General features: G+C 67.2%; 13 protein-coding genes and 1 tRNA gene. 4 read left to right on the top strand and 10 right to left on the bottom strand.

The window, feature by feature from the left end:
• Nucleotides 1–77: 77 nt before the first annotated feature.
• Nucleotides 78–2,165 carry a M3 family metallopeptidase gene (locus L810_RS07020; RefSeq protein ID WP_021157659.1) on the top strand — a complete coding sequence of 696 codons (2,088 nt, stop codon included), beginning with the start codon at nucleotides 78–80 and terminating at the stop codon, nucleotides 2,163–2,165.
• A 61-nt stretch (nucleotides 2,166–2,226) separates the two neighbouring features.
• Here the strand turns inward: L810_RS07020 and dinB are convergent, their stop codons facing one another.
• Entirely contained in the window at nucleotides 2,227–3,420 is a 1,194-nt protein-coding gene (gene dinB, locus L810_RS07015) for a DNA polymerase IV (protein WP_021157658.1), read from the bottom strand.
• 136 nt (nucleotides 3,421–3,556) lie between these two features.
• On the opposite strand from dinB, the gene L810_RS07010 reads away from it, so the two are divergent.
• On the top strand, nucleotides 3,557–4,249 hold the full coding sequence (locus tag L810_RS07010; RefSeq protein WP_021157657.1) for an aspartate/glutamate racemase family protein: 693 nt from the start codon (nucleotides 3,557–3,559) through the stop codon (nucleotides 4,247–4,249).
• Nucleotides 4,250–4,347: 98 nt separating this feature from the next.
• On the opposite strand, the gene L810_RS07005 is transcribed toward L810_RS07010, so the two are convergent.
• A tRNA-Met gene (locus tag L810_RS07005) sits at nucleotides 4,348–4,424 on the bottom strand.
• 182 nt (nucleotides 4,425–4,606) lie between these two features.
• Here L810_RS07005 and xth point away from each other — a divergent pair.
• A complete protein-coding gene (gene xth, locus L810_RS07000) occupies nucleotides 4,607–5,383 on the top strand; it encodes an exodeoxyribonuclease III (protein WP_021157656.1) in 777 nt (258 codons plus the stop codon).
• Between the two features lie 21 nt (nucleotides 5,384–5,404).
• Here the strand turns inward: xth and L810_RS06995 are convergent, their stop codons facing one another.
• The 4 genes from L810_RS06995 to glnA all read right to left on the bottom strand — a co-directional run bounded on the left by L810_RS06995 (nucleotide 5,405) and on the right by glnA (nucleotide 11,885).
• Nucleotides 5,405–7,513, bottom strand: coding sequence for a prolyl oligopeptidase family serine peptidase (locus L810_RS06995; RefSeq protein ID WP_021157655.1), 2,109 nt, complete (start codon nucleotides 7,511–7,513; stop codon nucleotides 5,405–5,407).
• Between the two features lie 89 nt (nucleotides 7,514–7,602).
• A complete protein-coding gene (gene ntrC / locus L810_RS06990; RefSeq protein WP_021157654.1) occupies nucleotides 7,603–9,120 on the bottom strand; it encodes a nitrogen regulation protein NR(I) in 1,518 nt (505 codons plus the stop codon).
• 46 nt (nucleotides 9,121–9,166) lie between these two features.
• Entirely contained in the window at nucleotides 9,167–10,309 is a 1,143-nt protein-coding gene (gene glnL, locus L810_RS06985) for a nitrogen regulation protein NR(II) (RefSeq protein ID WP_021157653.1), read from the bottom strand.
• 160 nt (nucleotides 10,310–10,469) lie between these two features.
• Nucleotides 10,470–11,885, bottom strand: coding sequence for a type I glutamate--ammonia ligase (gene glnA / locus L810_RS06980; protein ID WP_017331833.1), 1,416 nt, complete (start codon nucleotides 11,883–11,885; stop codon nucleotides 10,470–10,472).
• A 407-nt stretch (nucleotides 11,886–12,292) separates the two neighbouring features.
• Between glnA and L810_RS06975 the strand changes: the two genes are divergently transcribed.
• Entirely contained in the window at nucleotides 12,293–12,757 is a 465-nt protein-coding gene (locus tag L810_RS06975; protein ID WP_021157651.1) for a rhodanese-like domain-containing protein, read from the top strand.
• 115 nt (nucleotides 12,758–12,872) lie between these two features.
• Here the strand turns inward: L810_RS06975 and L810_RS06970 are convergent, their stop codons facing one another.
• The 4 genes from L810_RS06970 to L810_RS06955 all read right to left on the bottom strand — a co-directional run bounded on the left by L810_RS06970 (nucleotide 12,873) and on the right by L810_RS06955 (nucleotide 16,604).
• Complete coding sequence (locus L810_RS06970; RefSeq protein ID WP_021157650.1) at nucleotides 12,873–13,688, bottom strand: competence/damage-inducible protein A; 816 nt, start codon at nucleotides 13,686–13,688, stop codon at nucleotides 12,873–12,875.
• Entirely contained in the window at nucleotides 13,685–14,512 is an 828-nt protein-coding gene (locus L810_RS06965) for an EI24 domain-containing protein (RefSeq protein WP_021157649.1), read from the bottom strand. Before L810_RS06965 ends, L810_RS06970 begins: the two co-directional genes overlap by 4 nt.
• A 111-nt stretch (nucleotides 14,513–14,623) precedes the next feature.
• Nucleotides 14,624–15,598: a sterol desaturase family protein gene (locus L810_RS06960; protein ID WP_021157648.1), complete on the bottom strand. Its 975-nt coding sequence runs from the start codon at nucleotides 15,596–15,598 to the stop codon at nucleotides 14,624–14,626.
• Nucleotides 15,599–15,614: 16 nt separating this feature from the next.
• Nucleotides 15,615–16,604 carry a YVTN family beta-propeller repeat protein gene (locus L810_RS06955; RefSeq protein ID WP_021157647.1) on the bottom strand — a complete coding sequence of 330 codons (990 nt, stop codon included), beginning with the start codon at nucleotides 16,602–16,604 and terminating at the stop codon, nucleotides 15,615–15,617.
• Nucleotides 16,605–16,737 lie beyond the last annotated feature (133 nt).

Genomic DNA, 16,737 nt, shown 5'->3' with positions numbered 1-16,737 from the left:
TCGATATCGGGCGCCGCGCTGTCGTGCGCGCCTTACCCTTTTCACTCCGGTTCATCCGGCAACAGACAGGGAGTCTTATGTCCGCCAGCGCCAACACCAACCCGCTTCTCGACTTCTCGGGCCTGCCCCGCTTCGGCGAGATCCGCCCGGAACACGTGACGCCCGCGCTCGACACGTTGCTCGATGCCGCCAGCCGCGCGGTCGAGACCGCAAGCGCCGCCGCGACGCCGGCAACCTGGGCGGATGTCGTCGAGACGGTCGAGCACGCGACGGAGCCGCTCGGTCGCGCGTGGGGTATCGTGGGCCACCTGAACGCGGTCGCCGATACCCCCGAACTGCGGGCCGCCTACGGCGAAAACCTGCCGCGCGTGACCGAATTCTGGTCGAGCGTCGGCCAGAACCTCGCGCTGTACGAGAAGTACAAGGCAATCGCCGCGAGTGCCGAATACGCAACGCTGTCCACCGAACGCAAAAAGATCCTCGACAACGCGCTGCGCGATTTCCGCCTGTCGGGCGCCGAGCTGCCCGAGGACCAGAAGCCGCGCTTCGCCGAACTGCAGGAACAGCAGGCCGCGCTGTCGAAGGCCTTCTCCGATCACGTGCTCGACGCGACCAACGCGTACGCGTACATCGTGCAGGACGACGCCGAACTGGCCGGCCTGCCCGGCGACGCGATCGAGGCCGCCCGCGAAGCCGCGCAGAAGGACGGCAAGGAAGGCTGGAAATTCACGCTGCACTTCCCGTCGTACTTCCCGGTGCTGCAATACGCAGACAACCGCGCACTGCGCGAGACGCTCTACCGCGCCTATGCGACGCGCGCGTCGGAACTCGGGCCGCAGTACGGCGACGGCAAGGCCGAATGGGACAACACGGCGATCGTCGCCGATGCGCTGAAGCTGCGCCGCGAAGAGGCGCAGATGCTCGGCTACCGCAACTTCGCCGAAGTGTCGCTCGCGCCGAAGATGGCCGAATCGCCGCAGCAGGTGATCGCGTTCCTCGAGGATCTCGCAACGCGCGCACGCCCGCACGCGGACAAGGACTGGGACGAGCTGCGCACGTTCGCCGCGAAGGAACTCGGCCTCGCCGAACTCGCGCCGTGGGACGTCGCATACGCGGCCGAGAAGCTGCGCCAGCAGCGCTACGCGTTCTCGGAAAACGAGGTCAAGCAGTACTTCCCGGAGCCGGCCGCGCTGAAGGGGCTGTTCACCGTCACCGAGACGCTGTTCGGCGTCCAGATCAAGCCGGACGATGCGCCGGTGTGGCACAAGGACGTGCGCTTCTTCCGCGTCGAGAACCGCGACGGCTCGCTCGTCGCGCAGTTCTATCTCGACCTGTACGCGCGCGAAGGCAAGCGCGGCGGTGCGTGGATGGACGACGCGCGGTCGCGCGCGAAGCGCGGCAGCACCGTGCAGACGCCGGTCGCGTACCTGACCTGCAACTTCTCGGCACCGGTCGGCGGCAAGCCCGCATGCTTCACGCACGACGAAGTCATCACGCTGTTCCATGAATTCGGTCACGGGCTGCACCACATGCTCACGCGCGTCGACGAGCTCGGCGTGTCGGGCATCAACGGCGTCGAATGGGATGCCGTCGAGCTGCCGTCGCAGTTCATGGAAAACTTCTGCTGGGAATGGGACGTGCTGTCGTCGATGTCGTCGCATGTCGATACGGGCGCCGCGCTGCCGCGCGAGCTGTTCGACAAGATGATCGCCGCGAAGAACTTCCAGAGCGGGCTCGGCACGCTGCGCCAGATCGTGTTCTCGATGTTCGACATGCTGCTGCACGTCGACTTCGACCCGGCAGGCGCCACCGGCGTGACCGCATTCGCGCGCGAGATCAACGAACGCTATCACGTGATCCCACAAGCCGCGTTCTCGCGCTGGCCGAACACGTTCAGCCACATCTTCGCGGGCGGCTACGCGGCCGGCTACTACAGCTACAAGTGGGCCGAGGTGCTGTCGGCCGATGCGTACGCGGCGTTCGAGGAAGCGGCCGCCGCGAGCGGCAGCGTGCTCGACGCGGCGACCGGCACGCGCTATCGGCGCGAAATCCTCGAGGTCGGCGGCAGCCGTCCGGCGATGGACTCGTTCAAGGCGTTTCGCGGCCGCGAGCCGCAGATCGATGCGCTGCTGCGCCACAACGGGATGGCCGCACCCGCGCACTGAGCGCCCGCTGTCCGGCTCGTCCAGCTGCATCGAAAGGCACCGCCGCGGCGGTGCCTTTTTTTCATGGTGCCGGGGGTTCGTCGGCTGCGTCGCCGGCGTGTCCGGTTTCGTCGTCGAACAGCGAGAACTGCCCGTGGCGCTCGGCGGTATCCTCGTCGATGCGCACGCCGACGCCGAGCAGCCGCACCGCCTGCGCACGCCGTTGCAGCCCCTTCGCGAGCAGCGTGACGGCCGTATCCGCATGCGTCGCGTCGGCCACGCACTCGACCGTCGTCCGCTGGAAATCGGCGAAGCGGATCTTCACGTACAGCTTGCGGATCGACCGTGCGGCGCCCGCCCGCGCGATACGCGCGTCGAGCTGCACGACGAGCCGGCGGATTTCTTCCGCGCACTGCTCGAGCGTCGTCAGATCGGTGACGTAGGTCGTCTCGACGCTGACCGACTTGCGCTCCTGGTCGGCCTGCACCGGCCGCTCGTCGATCCCGCGCGACAATTCGTACAGCCGCCGCCCGAACGCGCCGAATTCGCGGTGCAGGTCGATCAGCGGCCAGTCGCGCAATTGCGCGCAGGTCTGGATGCCGAGCCGGTCGAGCCGCGAGGCCGTCACCTTGCCGACGCCGTGCAGCTTGCGCACCGGCAGCGCCGCGACGAACGCGTCGATCTCGTGCGGCCGCACGACGAACAGCCCGTCGGGCTTGTTCCAGTCGGACGCGATCTTCGCGATGAACTTGTTCGGCGCGACACCGGCCGACACGGTCACGCCGACCGTATCGTGCACGCGCTGGCGGATCTCCCGCGCAATCAGCGTCGCACTGCCCTGGCATCGCTCCGACCCGCTGACGTCGAGGTACGCCTCGTCGAGCGACAGCGGCTCGACGTCGGGCGTGTAGTCGCGATAGATCGCCATGATCTGCCGCGATGCCGCGCGGTACTTGTCCATCGCGGACGGCAGGATCAGCAGGTCCGGACACTTGCGCATCGCCAGCGCCGACGACATCGCCGAATGCACGCCGTAGCGCCGCGCCTCGTAGTTGCAGGTCGCGATCACGCCGCGCTGGTCGGGCCGGCCGCCGACCGCGAGCGGCCGGTTGCGCAGCGACGGGTCGTCGCGCATCTCGACCGACGCGTAGAAGCAGTCGCAATCGCAATGAATGATCTTGCGCATGCGCGGCAGCACGTCACCCGGTGGTGGCGCGTGCGGATCGGCAGGCGGAATGATGGTCGGGTTCACGGTGCCGATACTGTACAAAAACACAGTGCCGGTTTCAACTGTCGCGTGCGGTCGCGCCCGGCTGTGCCGTACCGGCCCGCTTTGCACGGATCGTACCGGCCGGCGCGGGCAGCGGCGCCTATACTCGTCTGCCGCAATACACGAAACGCAAAGGTAACGAATGAAGACGATCGGACTGATCGGCGGGATGAGCTGGGAATCGTCGGCCGAGTACTACCGGATGATCAATCGCCATTCGAAGGCGCTGCACGGCGGGCATCACAACGCGAAAAGCGTGCTGGTCACGGTCGATTTCGCGGAGATCGAAGCGCTGCAGCGCACGCACGACTGGGCCGCGCTCGGCGAGCGGATGGCCGGCGCCGCGCGGCAGCTCGAAGCGGCCGGCGCCGATCTCGTCGTGCTGACGACCAATACGATGCATCGCGTCCACGCCGCGATCGAAGCCGCGGTGACGCTGCCGTTCCTGCACATCGCCGACCCGACCGGCGCCGCGCTGCGCGATGCGGGCATCGAGCGCGTCGCGCTGCTGGGCACGCGCTACACGATGGAGTTGCCGTTCTACGCGGAGCGATTGCGCGACAGGTTCGGCATGGAGGTACTCGTGCCGGACGAACGCGGGCGCGACGACGTGCACCGGATCATCTACGACGAGCTGTGCCACGGCATCATCGCGCCGCAATCGCGCGCGACGTACGTGACGATCATCGAGGAACTGGCGACACGCGGCGCCCAGGCGGTGATCCTCGGCTGCACGGAAATCACGCTGCTGATCGGCGCGGATGACTCGCCGCTGCCGGTGTTCGATACGACCGCGCTGCATGCGAAGGCGGCGGTCGAGTGGGCGGCGCAATAGCGGCGCCGCGCGCAGAAAACAAAAAACCCGGCACGGGGCCGGGTTCCTGTCGACGAAGCGCGCATCGGTCACTTGCGCTGCACATCGTCTGGTGTGCTTGGTTGCGGGGGTAGGATTTGAACCTACGACCTTCGGGTTATGAGCCCGACGAGCTGCCAGACTGCTCCACCCCGCGTCAGAGAAATAAATTATAGGGTGAGGAAGTACTCACGTCAATACTTTTGTCACAATTTCTTCCCGATTCCCCGTGATGGCGGTGCGACGCACCGCCCCGCCCCGCACGACGGGCGCGTTCGCATCGCGTGCTCGCGGTAAGATGGCGGCCTTCGCATTTACCCCGCACGCACACTCCCGTTCATGAAAATCGCCACCTGGAACGTCAACTCGCTCAACGTCCGCAAGCAGCACGTACTCGACTGGCTCGCGCAAAGCGGCACCGACGTGCTGTGCCTGCAGGAACTGAAGCTGCCGGACGAGAAATTCCCGCGCGCCGATCTTGAAGCCGCCGGCTACCGCAGCTGGTTCACGGGCCAGAAGACCTACAACGGCGTCGCGATCCTCGCGCGCGATACGCTGTCCGTCGACGAATCGGACATCGTGCGCAACATTCCGGGCTTCGACGATCCCCAGCAGCGCGTGATCGCCGCGACGGTCGACGGCGTGCGCATCGTGTCCGCGTATTTCCCGAACGGCCAGGCGCCCGACTCGGACAAGTTCGTCTACAAGATGCAATGGCTCGACGCGCTGCAGGCGTGGCTGCGCACCGAGCTGCAGCGCTACCCGAAGCTCGCGCTGCTCGGCGACTACAACATCGCGCCGGAAGACCGCGACGTGCACGACCCCGCGAAATGGGAAGGCCAGAACCTCGTGTCGCCGCAGGAGCGCGCCCACTTCGCGCAACTGATCGAACTCGGCTTCGTCGATGCGTTCCGCCGCTTCGAACAGCCGGAGAAGACCTTCACGTGGTGGGACTACCGGATGATGGCGTTCCGCCGCAACGCGGGGCTGCGCATCGACCACGTGCTGCTGTCGCCGGCGCTCGCGCAAACCTGCACGTCGTGCGAGGTCGATCGCACGCCGCGCACGTGGGAACAGCCGTCCGACCACACGCCCGTGGTCGCGGTCGTCGGCTGACCGGGGGCCGCCCGCGCGCGTTCAGCGCCGCGCGGGCGCCGGCCCGAGATGGGCCCACAGGAACCCGAATTCCGCCGCGTCGGCTTCCGCGCGTTCCAGATCGTCGGCACTGCCGTGGCCGCCGTCGGTGTTCTCCCAATACCACACCCGTTCATGACCGAGCGCATGCATGCGCGCGGCCATCTTGCGCGCATGCGCGGGATGCACGCGGTCGTCGCGCGTCGACGTCGTCAGCAGTAACGGCGGATACGCGACGCCCTCGCGCACGCGGTGATACGGCGAATACGCGGCCAGCGCCGCACCTTCGTGCGGATCCTCCGGGTCGCCGTATTCGTCGAGCCACGCGGCGCCCGCGTGCAGCTTCGGATAACGCCGCATGTCGAGCAGCGGCACGCGACAGAGCACCGCGCCGAACAGCTCCGGCCGCTGCACCATGCACGCGGCAACCAGCAGCCCGCCGTTGCTGCCGCCCTCGACGCCGAGCTGAGCGGCGCTCGTCACGCCGGTCGCGGCCAGATCCTCGGCCACCGCGATGAAATCGTCGAACGAGCGCTGGCGGTGTTCGCGCTGCGCGTCGACGTGCCAGCGCGGCCCGAACTCGCCGCCGCCGCGGATGTGCGCGAACGCCATCACGCCGCCGCGCTCGAGCCATCCGATGCCGAACGCGTCGCTGTAGCCCGGCAGGTTCGGGATCGCAAAACCGCCGTAGCCCGACAGCAAACACGGCCGCGCGACGCGCGCGGTGCCTTCGGCCGGATCGAGTGCATCGCGCGGCCCGATCAGCGTGTACGGCACCATCGTGCCATCTTGCGAGCGCGCGCTCGCACGGCGCACGACGAGCCCCGTCGCGTCGAACTGCACCGGCGGCCGGTCGAGCAGCACGCGGCGCGACGACGCATCGTCCACGCGGTCGGCCAGATCCGCCAGCCAGCATTCGGGCGGATCGAGATAGGTGTCGACGTCGACGTACACCTCGTCGTTCAGCGTCGCCTCGACGGGCTCGACGTCGATCTGCGCGTCGCCCGCCCACTCGAACGGCCGCGCATCCCATGTCCACGTACCGTCGTCGACCTGTCGCGGTTGCCACAGCATCGTGCGGTTGTGCACGTCGTCGAGCCAGCTCGCGATCAGCGTCGTGCGCGTGTGCGTCCACGTGCACGCGGACGTCGTCGGCTGCGGCGCGAACAGCGTCGTGAGTTCGCGCGACCCCGCCAGGAATGCCTGCTCGCGGATCGCCAGCAGCGAGCCGCCCGCATGGCGCACACCGCCGCAATCCCAGTCGAGGCGCGGCTCCAGCATGAGCCAGCCTTCCCAGAACCCGACCTCGACATGGGGCGGCACGTCGTAGCGCGCCCACTCGCCCGCATCGGTCAGCCGGTACGCATGCGCGTCGAAGAAGTCGACGCTGCGCCACGCGACGTGGCGGTTGTCGATCGGATCGAACCCCGCGCCCGCACTGATGTCGTCGGGTTCGCCGCTGAAGACGACGGGCGCATCGGCAAGCGCGGTGCCGCGCACCCAGCGCCGCGCTTCATACGGATAGCCGGCCGCGGTGGCATGCGCGTCGCCGCGATCCCAGCTCACGTAGACGGTATCGCGATCGATCCAGCCGACCGTGTGATGCCCCGGCTCGTCGATCGTGAAGCCGCCGTCGACGAAACGACGTTCGACGAGATCGAATTCGCGCACGACGACCGCGTCGGCACCGCCCGGCGACAGCGACAGCAGCGCGCGATCGCCGTCCGGATACAGGATCGCGTCCTGCTCGAACACCCACGATTCGCCCTCCTCCGCGCCGAGCGCGTCGACGTCGAGCAGCGTTTCCCACGCCGGCCGGCCCGCACGCCAGTCGTCCCAGCGCGTGCGGCGCCACAGCCCCTTCGGATGGAGATCGTCCTGCCACAGGTCGTAGGCCCAGTCGCGCCAGCGGGTTGGAATCACCGGGCGTTCGCGCGGCAGGTACGCTTTCGCGAGGCGCGCCGTGAGCGCGCGATAGGCATCGTCGTCACGCAGCGCGGCGCGCGTGCGCGCGTTCTGCTCGTCGACCCACGTGCGGGCACGCTTGCTGTCGAGCGCTTCGAGGAAACGGAACGGGTCGGCCCCGGCGGGCCAGCGGAAGGAATCGGACATTGCGGATGGGCGGAATGGCAAACGGCGTGCAAACCGCGATTATGTCCGATCGCGGCATGCGCGATGCCCGCGCATGCCGCAAATCGTGCTCAGGGCTCCAGATGGAGTTCCTGGATCTTGCGCGTGATCGTGTTGCGGCCGATGCCGAGGCGCTCCGCGGCCTCGACCTTGCGACCGCGCGTGAAGTCGAGCGCCTCGCGGATCACGGCCGCCTCGAAGCGGCGTGCGAGTTCGTCCATCACGTCGGCCGAATTCTCGCGCAACAGCCGTGCAACCTCGGTGCGCAAACCATGCTCCCACACCGGATAGCCGGCCGGCGCGCTGCCGTTCGGCGCGGCCGCGACTGGCGCGGACGCCACCGGCGCCGTGCCGGTCACCGGTGCCGAGAGTGCCGTATCGCCACCACCGACGTGCGTGCCCGCACCTTCGCCTGCAGCGACGACCGGCGCGCCGGCTGGCACGAGGTCGGGCGGCAGGTCCTTGATCTCGACCGTCTGCGCGGGCGCCATCACGGTCAGCCAGTTCGCGAGGTTCTCGAGCTGGCGCACGTTGCCGGGAAACGCGAGCGACGTCAGGTAGGCCAGCGCCTCGTCGGACACGCGTTTCGGCTCGACGCCGAGATCGCGCGCGCTCTTCTGCAGGAAGTGGCGCGTGAGCAGCGCGATGTCCTCGCTGCGCTCGCGCAGCGGCGGCAGCCGCAGCCGGATCACGTTGAGCCGGTGGTAAAGGTCTTCGCGGAACAGGCCCTGCCGCACGCGCGATTCGAGATTCTGGTGCGTCGCGGCGATCACGCGCACGTTCGCGCGCAGCGGGTTGTGCCCGCCGACCCGATAGAACTGCCCGTCCGACAACACGCGCAACAGGCGCGTCTGCAGGTCGAACGGCATGTCGCCGATTTCGTCGAGAAACAGCGTGCCGTTCTCGGCCTGCTCGAAGCGGCCCTGCCGCGTCGACTGCGCGCCGGTGAACGCGCCGCGCTCATGGCCGAACAGCTCGGATTCGAGCAGGTCCTTCGGAATCGCCGCTGTGTTCAGCGCGATGAACGGCCCGTTCGCGCGGGGGCTGTGACGGTGCAGCGCACGCGCGACGAGCTCCTTGCCGGTGCCCGATTCGCCGGTGATCAGCACGGTCGCGGCCGAGTGCGACAGGCGGCCGATCGCGCGGAACATGTCCTGCATCGCGGGCGCCTGGCCGAGCATCTCGGGCGCCTCGGCCACGCGCTCGTCCTGCGGCACGCCGCCGCGCAGGCTTTCCTCGACGGCGCGGCGGATCAGTTCGACCGCCTTGTCGACGTCGAACGGCTTCGCGAGATATTCGAACGCGCCGCCCTGGAACGCCGCGACGGCGCTGTCGAGATCGGAGAACGCCGTCATGATGATGACGGGCAGGCCCGGCAGGCGCTCGTGCATCGCCTGCAGCAACTCGAGGCCCGAGCCGCCCGGCATCCGGATGTCGGATACGAGCACCTGCGGCGTCTCGTGGTCGAGCGCGGCCAGCGCGTCGCGCACGTTCGCGAAGCTCTTCGTCGCGAAGCTGTCCCGGGCGAGCGCCTTTTCAAGCACCCAGCGGATCGATTGGTCGTCGTCTACTATCCAGATCGGCTTCATAGGTCGGTCAGATATTGGTGAATCCGGTGAATCGCCATGCTGCCGCTCAATGATCGAGCGGCAGCAGGATCTGAAATTCGGTACGTCCGGGCCGGCTTTCGACCTCGATCGTCCCGTCGTGCTGCTGCACGAACGTCTGCGCGAGCGTCAGGCCGAGGCCGCTGCCGTCGTCGCGCCCGGACACGAGCGGGTAGAAGATCCGGTCGCGGATGTCTTCCGGGATGCCGGGCCCGTTGTCGATCACGTGCAAGTCCAGTGCCAGCCGGTACAGGCGCTTCGCGATCGTCACCTTGCGCGCGATGCGCGTGCGCAGCTCGATCTTCGCGTCGCCCTGCGCGATCCGTTCGCGCAGCGCCTGCGCCGCGTTGCGCACGATGTTGAGCAGCGCCTGGATCAGTTGTTCCTTGTCGCCGCGCAGGTCCGGCACGCTCACGTCGTAGTCGCGCTCGATCGTGAGCCCGCGCGGGAATTCCGCGAGCATCACCGCGCGCACGCGTTCGCACACTTCATGAATGTTCACGTCGCCGACGATGTGCGGATGCCGGTGCGGCTCCAGCAACCGGTCGACGAGCGTCTGCAGGCGGTCGGACTCCTTGATGATCACCTGCGTGTATTCGCGCAACTCGCCGCGCTCGCGCTCGCCGAGTTCGAATTCGAGCAGCTGGGCTGCGCCGCGAATGCCGCCGAGCGGATTCTTGATCTCGTGCGCGAGGTTGCGGATCAGCTGCTTGTTGACCGCGGTCAGGTCGTGGATGCGCTCCTCGCGATCGGTGCGCGACTGCCGTTCGTTCTCGAACAGCTCGACGAGCACGAAATCGGGCGCGGTCTCGAGGAAGCCGACGATCGCGTGCACGTGCAGCGGTTCGCGGCCGGGCCGGTCGAGCACGGTATCGAGGTGCGTCGCGTGAAAGCGTTCCTCGCCGATCGCGGTGATCGTCGACGCCAGTTCGTTCGCATTCGGAAAGATCTCGCCCCACGGCCGCTGCGCGAGCTGCCGGCGCGAGATGTCGAGCATCGCCTCCGCGGACGGGTTCGCGAACGCGATCCGCAGCGTCTTGCGGTCGAGCACGAGCACGACCGTCGGCAGCGCTTCCAGCCCCGCCAGCAGGCCCGAGCGTGCGAGCCGCTCGTCGTCCGTCAGTCGCTCGGGCTGCCCCGTTTTCGCCTTGATCAGATTCTTCAGAACCATCTGCGTGCTTGTCGCGCCTCAACGGGCCAGAAAAGGAAAATCACCGGAACAAAAAAGGGACGGCTGAACGCCGCCCCTTTCAGGCTCCGCCGCCCCCGCCGCCAACCGCGCGGCGGGAACGAACCGGCAAAACGGCGCTGAATCGAAGCGCCATCGCCGATTACAGCGAGTAGTACATCTCGAACTCGATCGGGTGCGTCGTCATGCGGAACTTCGCCAGCTCCTGCTCCTTCAGCGCGAGGTACGCGTCGATCATGCCGTCCGTGAACACGCCGCCGCGCGTCAGGAACTCGCGATCCTTGTCGAGCGCTTCGAGTGCCTGGTCGAGGCCCGCGCAGACGGTCGGGATCTTTGCATCTTCTTCCGGCGGCAGGTCGTACAGGTTCTTGTCCGCTGCTTCGCCCGGATGGATCTTGTTCTGGATCCCGTCGAGGCCGGCCATCATCAGCGCCGTGAAGCACAGGTACGGGTTCGCCATCGGATCCGGGAAGCGCGTTTCGATACGGCGGCCCTTCGGGTTCGACACGTGCGGAATACGGATCGATGCCGAACGGTTGCGCGCCGAGTACGCGAGCTTGACCGGTGCCTCGAAGTGCGGGACCAGACGCTTGTACGAGTTCGTCGTCGGGTTCGTGATCGCATTCAGTGCACGGGCGTGCTTGATGATGCCGCCGATGTAGAACAGCGCCAGTTCCGACAGGCCGGCGTAGCCGTTGCCCGCGAACAGGTTCTGGCCGTCCTTCCAGATCGACTGGTGAACGTGCATGCCCGAACCGTTGTCGCCGACGACCGGCTTCGGCATGAACGTCGCCGTCTTGCCGTACGAGTGCGCGACGTTGTGGATGATGTACTTCGACCATTGCGTCCAGTCGGCGCGCTGAACCAGCGTCGAGAACTTCGTGCCGATTTCGTTCTGGCCCTGGCCCGCCACTTCGTGGTGGTGCACTTCGACCGGAATGCCGAGCTGTTCGAGCAGCAGGCACATTTCCGAACGCATGTCCTGGAACGTGTCGACCGGTGCGACCGGGAAGTAGCCGCCCTTCGTGCCCGGACGGTGGCCCGTGTTGCCGCCTTCGAATTCCTTGCCTGCCGACCACGGCGCTTCTTCCGAATTGATCTTCACGAAGCAGCCCGACATGTCCGTGTTCCACTGGACCGAGTCGAAAATGAAGAATTCGGGTTCCGGACCGAAGTAGGCCGTGTCGCCGATGCCCGTGCTCTTCAGGTACGCTTCGCCGCGCTTCGCGAGCGAACGCGGATCGCGCTCGTAGCCCTTGCCGTCGGCCGGCTCGACCACGTCGCAGGTCAGCACGAGGGTCGACTCTTCGTAGAACGGGTCGACGAAAGCGGCGCTCGGGTCCGGCATGAGCAGCATGTCCGACGCCTCGATGCCCTTCCAGCCGGCGATCGACGAGCCGTCGAATGCATGGCCGCTTTCGAACTTGTCTTCGTCAAACGCCGAAACCGGCACCGACACGTGCTGCTCCTTGCCGCGCGTATCCGTGAAGCGGAAATCGACAAACTTGACGTCCTCGTCCTTCACGAGCTGCATGACGTCGGCGACGGTTTTACTCATAACCTCTTCTCCTGATTAGAACAATTCCGGCGGACTGGGAACCGCCTCGTTTATCGAGCTGACCGGGGTCTTGCTTTGGCGCAGCGCGCCCCGATTCGACCGAATTCTATATAGCAGCTTCCGTGCCACCTTTGCGAACGACGGGCGCAAATCGCGCCGGGGCTCGCCACGACAGGGCCGGGCTGCGCGATTCCGGGGCCTTGCGCCGCACCGGTCGCTCGCCGAAAGCACTGTGATGGTGCAATTCCGGCGACCCGCCGCAGTCAAGGAATCATTCTGGTGCATGCGTGCCATTCTGCACTTTTTTGGTGAACGCGTGGGCCACGCGTGCACCGCACCGCACGCGGCCATCCGTGCCGCGACGCCGCGCTAGAATGCTCGTTTGACCGATACGGAGACTCCCTGCCATGAGTACGCTCGACCAGCTTTACGCGAAGGCCGACGAACGCCGCGCCCAAGGCGCGCTCAACTACGCCGGGGCGCTGCTGCCGGCCGAAGCCTTCGAACTGCTGCAGCTCGATCCGTCGGCGCGCCTCGTCGACGTGCGCACCCGCGCCGAACTCGACTGGATCGGCCGCCCGCTCGTCGGCGACGGCCAGTACCTGCACCTCGAATGGACGCGCTACCCGGGCGGCGTGCCGAACGCCGAATTCGTCAACGAACTGAAGGCGGCCCTCCCGCCCGATACCCCCATCCTGTTCCTGTGCCGCAGCGCCGCGCGCTCGAAGCTCGCCGCGGTCGCCTCCGCGCAGGCCGGCTTCACGAAGGCGTTCGACCTGCTAGAAGGCTTCGAGGGCGCGAAGGACGCCGAAGGCCACCGCAAGACCGTCGATGGCTGGTGCTTCCGGAAACTGCCGTGGATCGGCGCCTGACGGCGCGCCGCGCCCGCCGGTGACGACAGCCTCATCGTCGAGCCGGGCGATGACATGCCGATGACGGGCCGCGTTGCGCTGCCCGTGGTTTTTGTGCGGCCGGCCGGCACGCCGCTCAGGCGCGCGACGCCTCGGCTTCGACGACGTCGCCGCCGAGCAGGTGCACGCCCTCGCGCAGCTTCACGTACGCGGCCGCGACCGCTTCCGGCTCGCCCTTCACGCCGAGGTCGATGTGACGGCGCGCGAAGATCCCGCCACGCTCCGCATCACCCACGCTCGGCAGGCTGAACACGCGCACGCCCGGGAAATCGCGCTCGATGCGCTCCATCAACGGCGTGAGCGTCGATTCCGGCAGCTCGAACACGTACAGCGAACGCTCCGCGTGCGGCGTCGCGTGATGCAGGTGCGCGTACTTCGTATCGAGCACCCATTCGATCATCGGCCACGCCATCACCGGGAAGCCCGGCACGAAGTGCAGGTCGCCGACCGAGAAACCGGGAATCCGGTTGTAGCCGTTCGGGATGATCGTCGCGCCCACCGGAAACACGCCCATGTTGAAGCGGTGCTGGTTCTCCGGGGAATCGAAATCGACCGGCGTGGCCGGGTCGGTGTGGGTTTCGCGGATCCGCTCCGAAATCAGCACCTTCGCTTCCGGGTGCAGCTCGAGCGTCACGCCGAGCGCGGCGGCCGCGCACTGGCGCGTGTGGTCGTCCGGCGTCGCGCCGATCCCGCCCGTCGAGAACACGATGTCGCCCGACGCGATCGCGCGCGCGAGCGTCGCCGTGATGCGCGCGGGATCGTCGCCGACGTATTCGGCCCAGTCGAGCGCGAGGCCGCGTGCGCCGAGCAGCTCGATGACCTTCGCCAGATGCTTGTCCTGCCGGCGCCCCGAAAGGATTTCGTCGCCGATGATGATGATGCCGATGCTCATGCCTGCCCCATGTCGATTGCGGTGGCGCGCGAACTCGCACGCAGGTCCTCCAGCGCGCGCAGGCAATAATGCCCGAACCACAGCGCCGAGAAGACGAGGATGAAAGCGTAAACCCAGATCATGGCCGCCGCGACGAACGGGAACAGCACCATCATCCAGACCGACGATACCCACACGAAGGTCGGCACGGTGCCGAGCAGCCCGGTCGCGACGCCGATGCCGATCAGCGGCCAGCGGTGCCGGCGCACGAGCGCCCGGCGCTCGTCGCGGCTCGCATGCAGCGCGAGTGCGTCGTAGGTCATCACGCGGTACGTGAGCCAGCCCCAGATCACGGGCGGCAGCAGCGCGAAGAACGGTGGAATCAGCCACAGCGGGATCGTGACGACCAGCACGACGACGCCGGCCAGCGCCGCCCACAGCGAATTGAACACGCTGCCGAAGAAGGTGCCGCCCCGCTTCGGCTCGAGCGCCGCGAACTGCCGGTTCGACAGGTGCTTGATCACGACCGGCATCGAAATCGTCGCGATCAGCAACAGCACGGTCAGCACGATCAGCGGAATCGCGAGCGACACGACCACGAACGGCGCGACGACCGCATGCAGCTGCGACATGCCGATCGCGTCGAACGCGCGGTACAGCAGGGCCGTCAGCACGAAGCCGTCGAGCGCGCCGCGTGCGAGGTCCAGCAGCGTCTGCCACGAGAACCACAGCACGACGCCCCACAGGACGGCCGAGACGAGAAACGGCATCAGGGTGAGCCAGAGCATGCGCGGATGCAGTGCGCTCGCCAATGCCCGGACGAAGGAACGCAGCAAGTCGTTCATGCGAGCCTGTATCGACGGAGAAAAACGGGGAAAGGATAAACCACGCGGCCCGCATGCGCCAAAGCACATGCGGGCCGCGTGAGAGAGCCGCTCAACGTAGGAATGGCCGGATCAGGCCGACGCCGCGCCGCGCTTGGCGGGGAACAGGCGCCGGAAGATCCGCACGAACGCGAGGCCGTGCTGCGCCCAGAAGCCTTCGCCGTAGGACACGCCCTCGACCTGGTCGCGGATGCCGGTCGGCTCGACCGTGCGGTTCCACGACGCGGTGCCGAACATCATGTCCCACCACGGGAACAGCACGCCGAAGTTGCAGCCGTACTTCGTGCCTTCGTGGCCGTAGCCGACCGCGTGGTGGCGCCGATGGAAGATCGGGCTCACGAACAGGCGCTCGCCGAGCCAGCCGAACGACAGGCGCGCATTCGTGTGCTGAATGCTCTGCATGAAGTTGGTGAACGCGGTCAGCACGACGAACTGCGACGGCGTCACGCCGATCACGAGCGCGATCGCCGCGAAGAAGCACGACTGGATCACGTCGTCGAGCACGTGGTTGCGGTCGTCGCACCACAGCGACATCTGGCGCTGGCTGTGATGCACGGCGTGCAGTTCCCACCAGACGCCGAACTTGTGCTGCCAGCGGTGATACCAGTAGCCGGCGAAATCGAGCACGACGAGATAGATCGCGAACGCGACGATCGGCTTCGAGGTCACGCCCGGCCACAGGTAGTCGAGGTTGACGTTCGCGACCCCGTGCAGGCGCAGCCACGCCTGGAAGTTGTCGAACAGCGGCTGCAGCGCGAAGAAGAAGAACAGCGAATAGATGCCGAGCTTCGCGATCGCGGTGTAGATCACGTCGACCCGCACGGCACGGCGGTTCGTCCAGCGCTCGACGGGCCGCAGCGCCTCGAGCGGGCGCAGCAGCACGAACATCAGCACCATCTGCAGCGCACCGACGATCACCCAGTACAGCGCGTCGTAGGTGTCCTCGTCGTAGTCCATCAGGTTGAACTTGAAGAGGAGCGGCTGCACGACGTCGACGTACAGCCAGGTCTGGATGTCCGATACGAACGCATCGATCAGGTGCAGCATCGTTCTCCCCCGCCCGTCACGCGCCGTTCGCGGCGCGCCACGGCGCGCGGTCGTAGAAGTAGATCCCGTGCGGCGAACGGCCGACGGCGATCGTCTGCACCAGCTTGCGCGACGCCAGGTCGATGATCCCGACCTTCTTCGCGAAGCGGAACGTCACCCACAGCGTCTTCTTGTCGGCGGACAGCTCCATGTCGTCCGGGCCCGGCAGCAGGCCGGTGATGTCGCCGACGTTGGTGAGCGTGTTCTCGTCGATAATGCTGATCGTGTTCGCGACCCGGTTCGTCACCGCGACGTGGGTGCCGTCGGCGAGCGAACGGAAGTTGTGCGCGCCCTTGCCGGTGTAGATCTGCTTGACGACCTTCTGGTTGCGCCAGTCGACCACCGCAACGTAATCCGCGCCCGTCATGCCGACGAGCAGGTACTTGTCGTCCGGCGTAAGCCACAGGCCGGCCGGCACCTTGCCGACCTTCATCTTCCACTTGACCGTCTGCGTCGGCAGGTCGATCGCCGCGATCTCGCCGGACACCTGCAGCGACACGAGCAGCGTCTTGCTGTCCTTCGTGAACGCGAGGTGGCTCGGCATGACTTCGAGCGGCACGCGCTTCACGAGCTTCAGGTCGCGGCCGTCGTAGCCGTAGATGTCGACGCGGTCGAGGCGCAGGCCGGCGGCCGCGAACCACTTGCGGTCGGGCGAGAAACCGAGCTGGTAAGGATCGTCGATCCCTTCGACGGTGCGCTGCAGCTTGCCCGTCTTCGGATCGAGGAACATCAGGCTGTTCGAGACCGAATTTGCAACGATCAGCGACGAATTGTCGGGCGTTGCCATCAGGTGGTGCGGTTCCTTGCCGGTCGGCATCGTGCCGACGACCTCACGGGTCTGCTGGTCGATCAGGGAAAGCGTCGCTTCGGCCGAATTGAGGATGATCACGTTATTCGCGTGGGCGGCGGGCGCCAGCACGGCGGCGGCCAGCGCGAGCGTGCGGCCGAGGGAAAGGAAAGTGCGCATGAAGACTCACGTCGTGGAACAACCGTCATTGTAAAACGTTCAACCGGCCCGGCCGGTTGACCTGGGCCGGCATTGCGCCACTTCGACGCACGCGGCGGCGGCCCGGCCGGGCGGCGCGGCAAGCGCCGCGCGG

This window comes from Burkholderia sp. AU4i, from assembly GCF_000466765.1.
In the GTDB taxonomy this organism is placed as follows: Bacteria; Pseudomonadota; Gammaproteobacteria; order Burkholderiales; family Burkholderiaceae; genus Burkholderia; species Burkholderia cepacia.
Note: the sequence above shows the minus strand (reverse complement) of the source record. Positions and strands in the feature narration are given on the sequence as shown.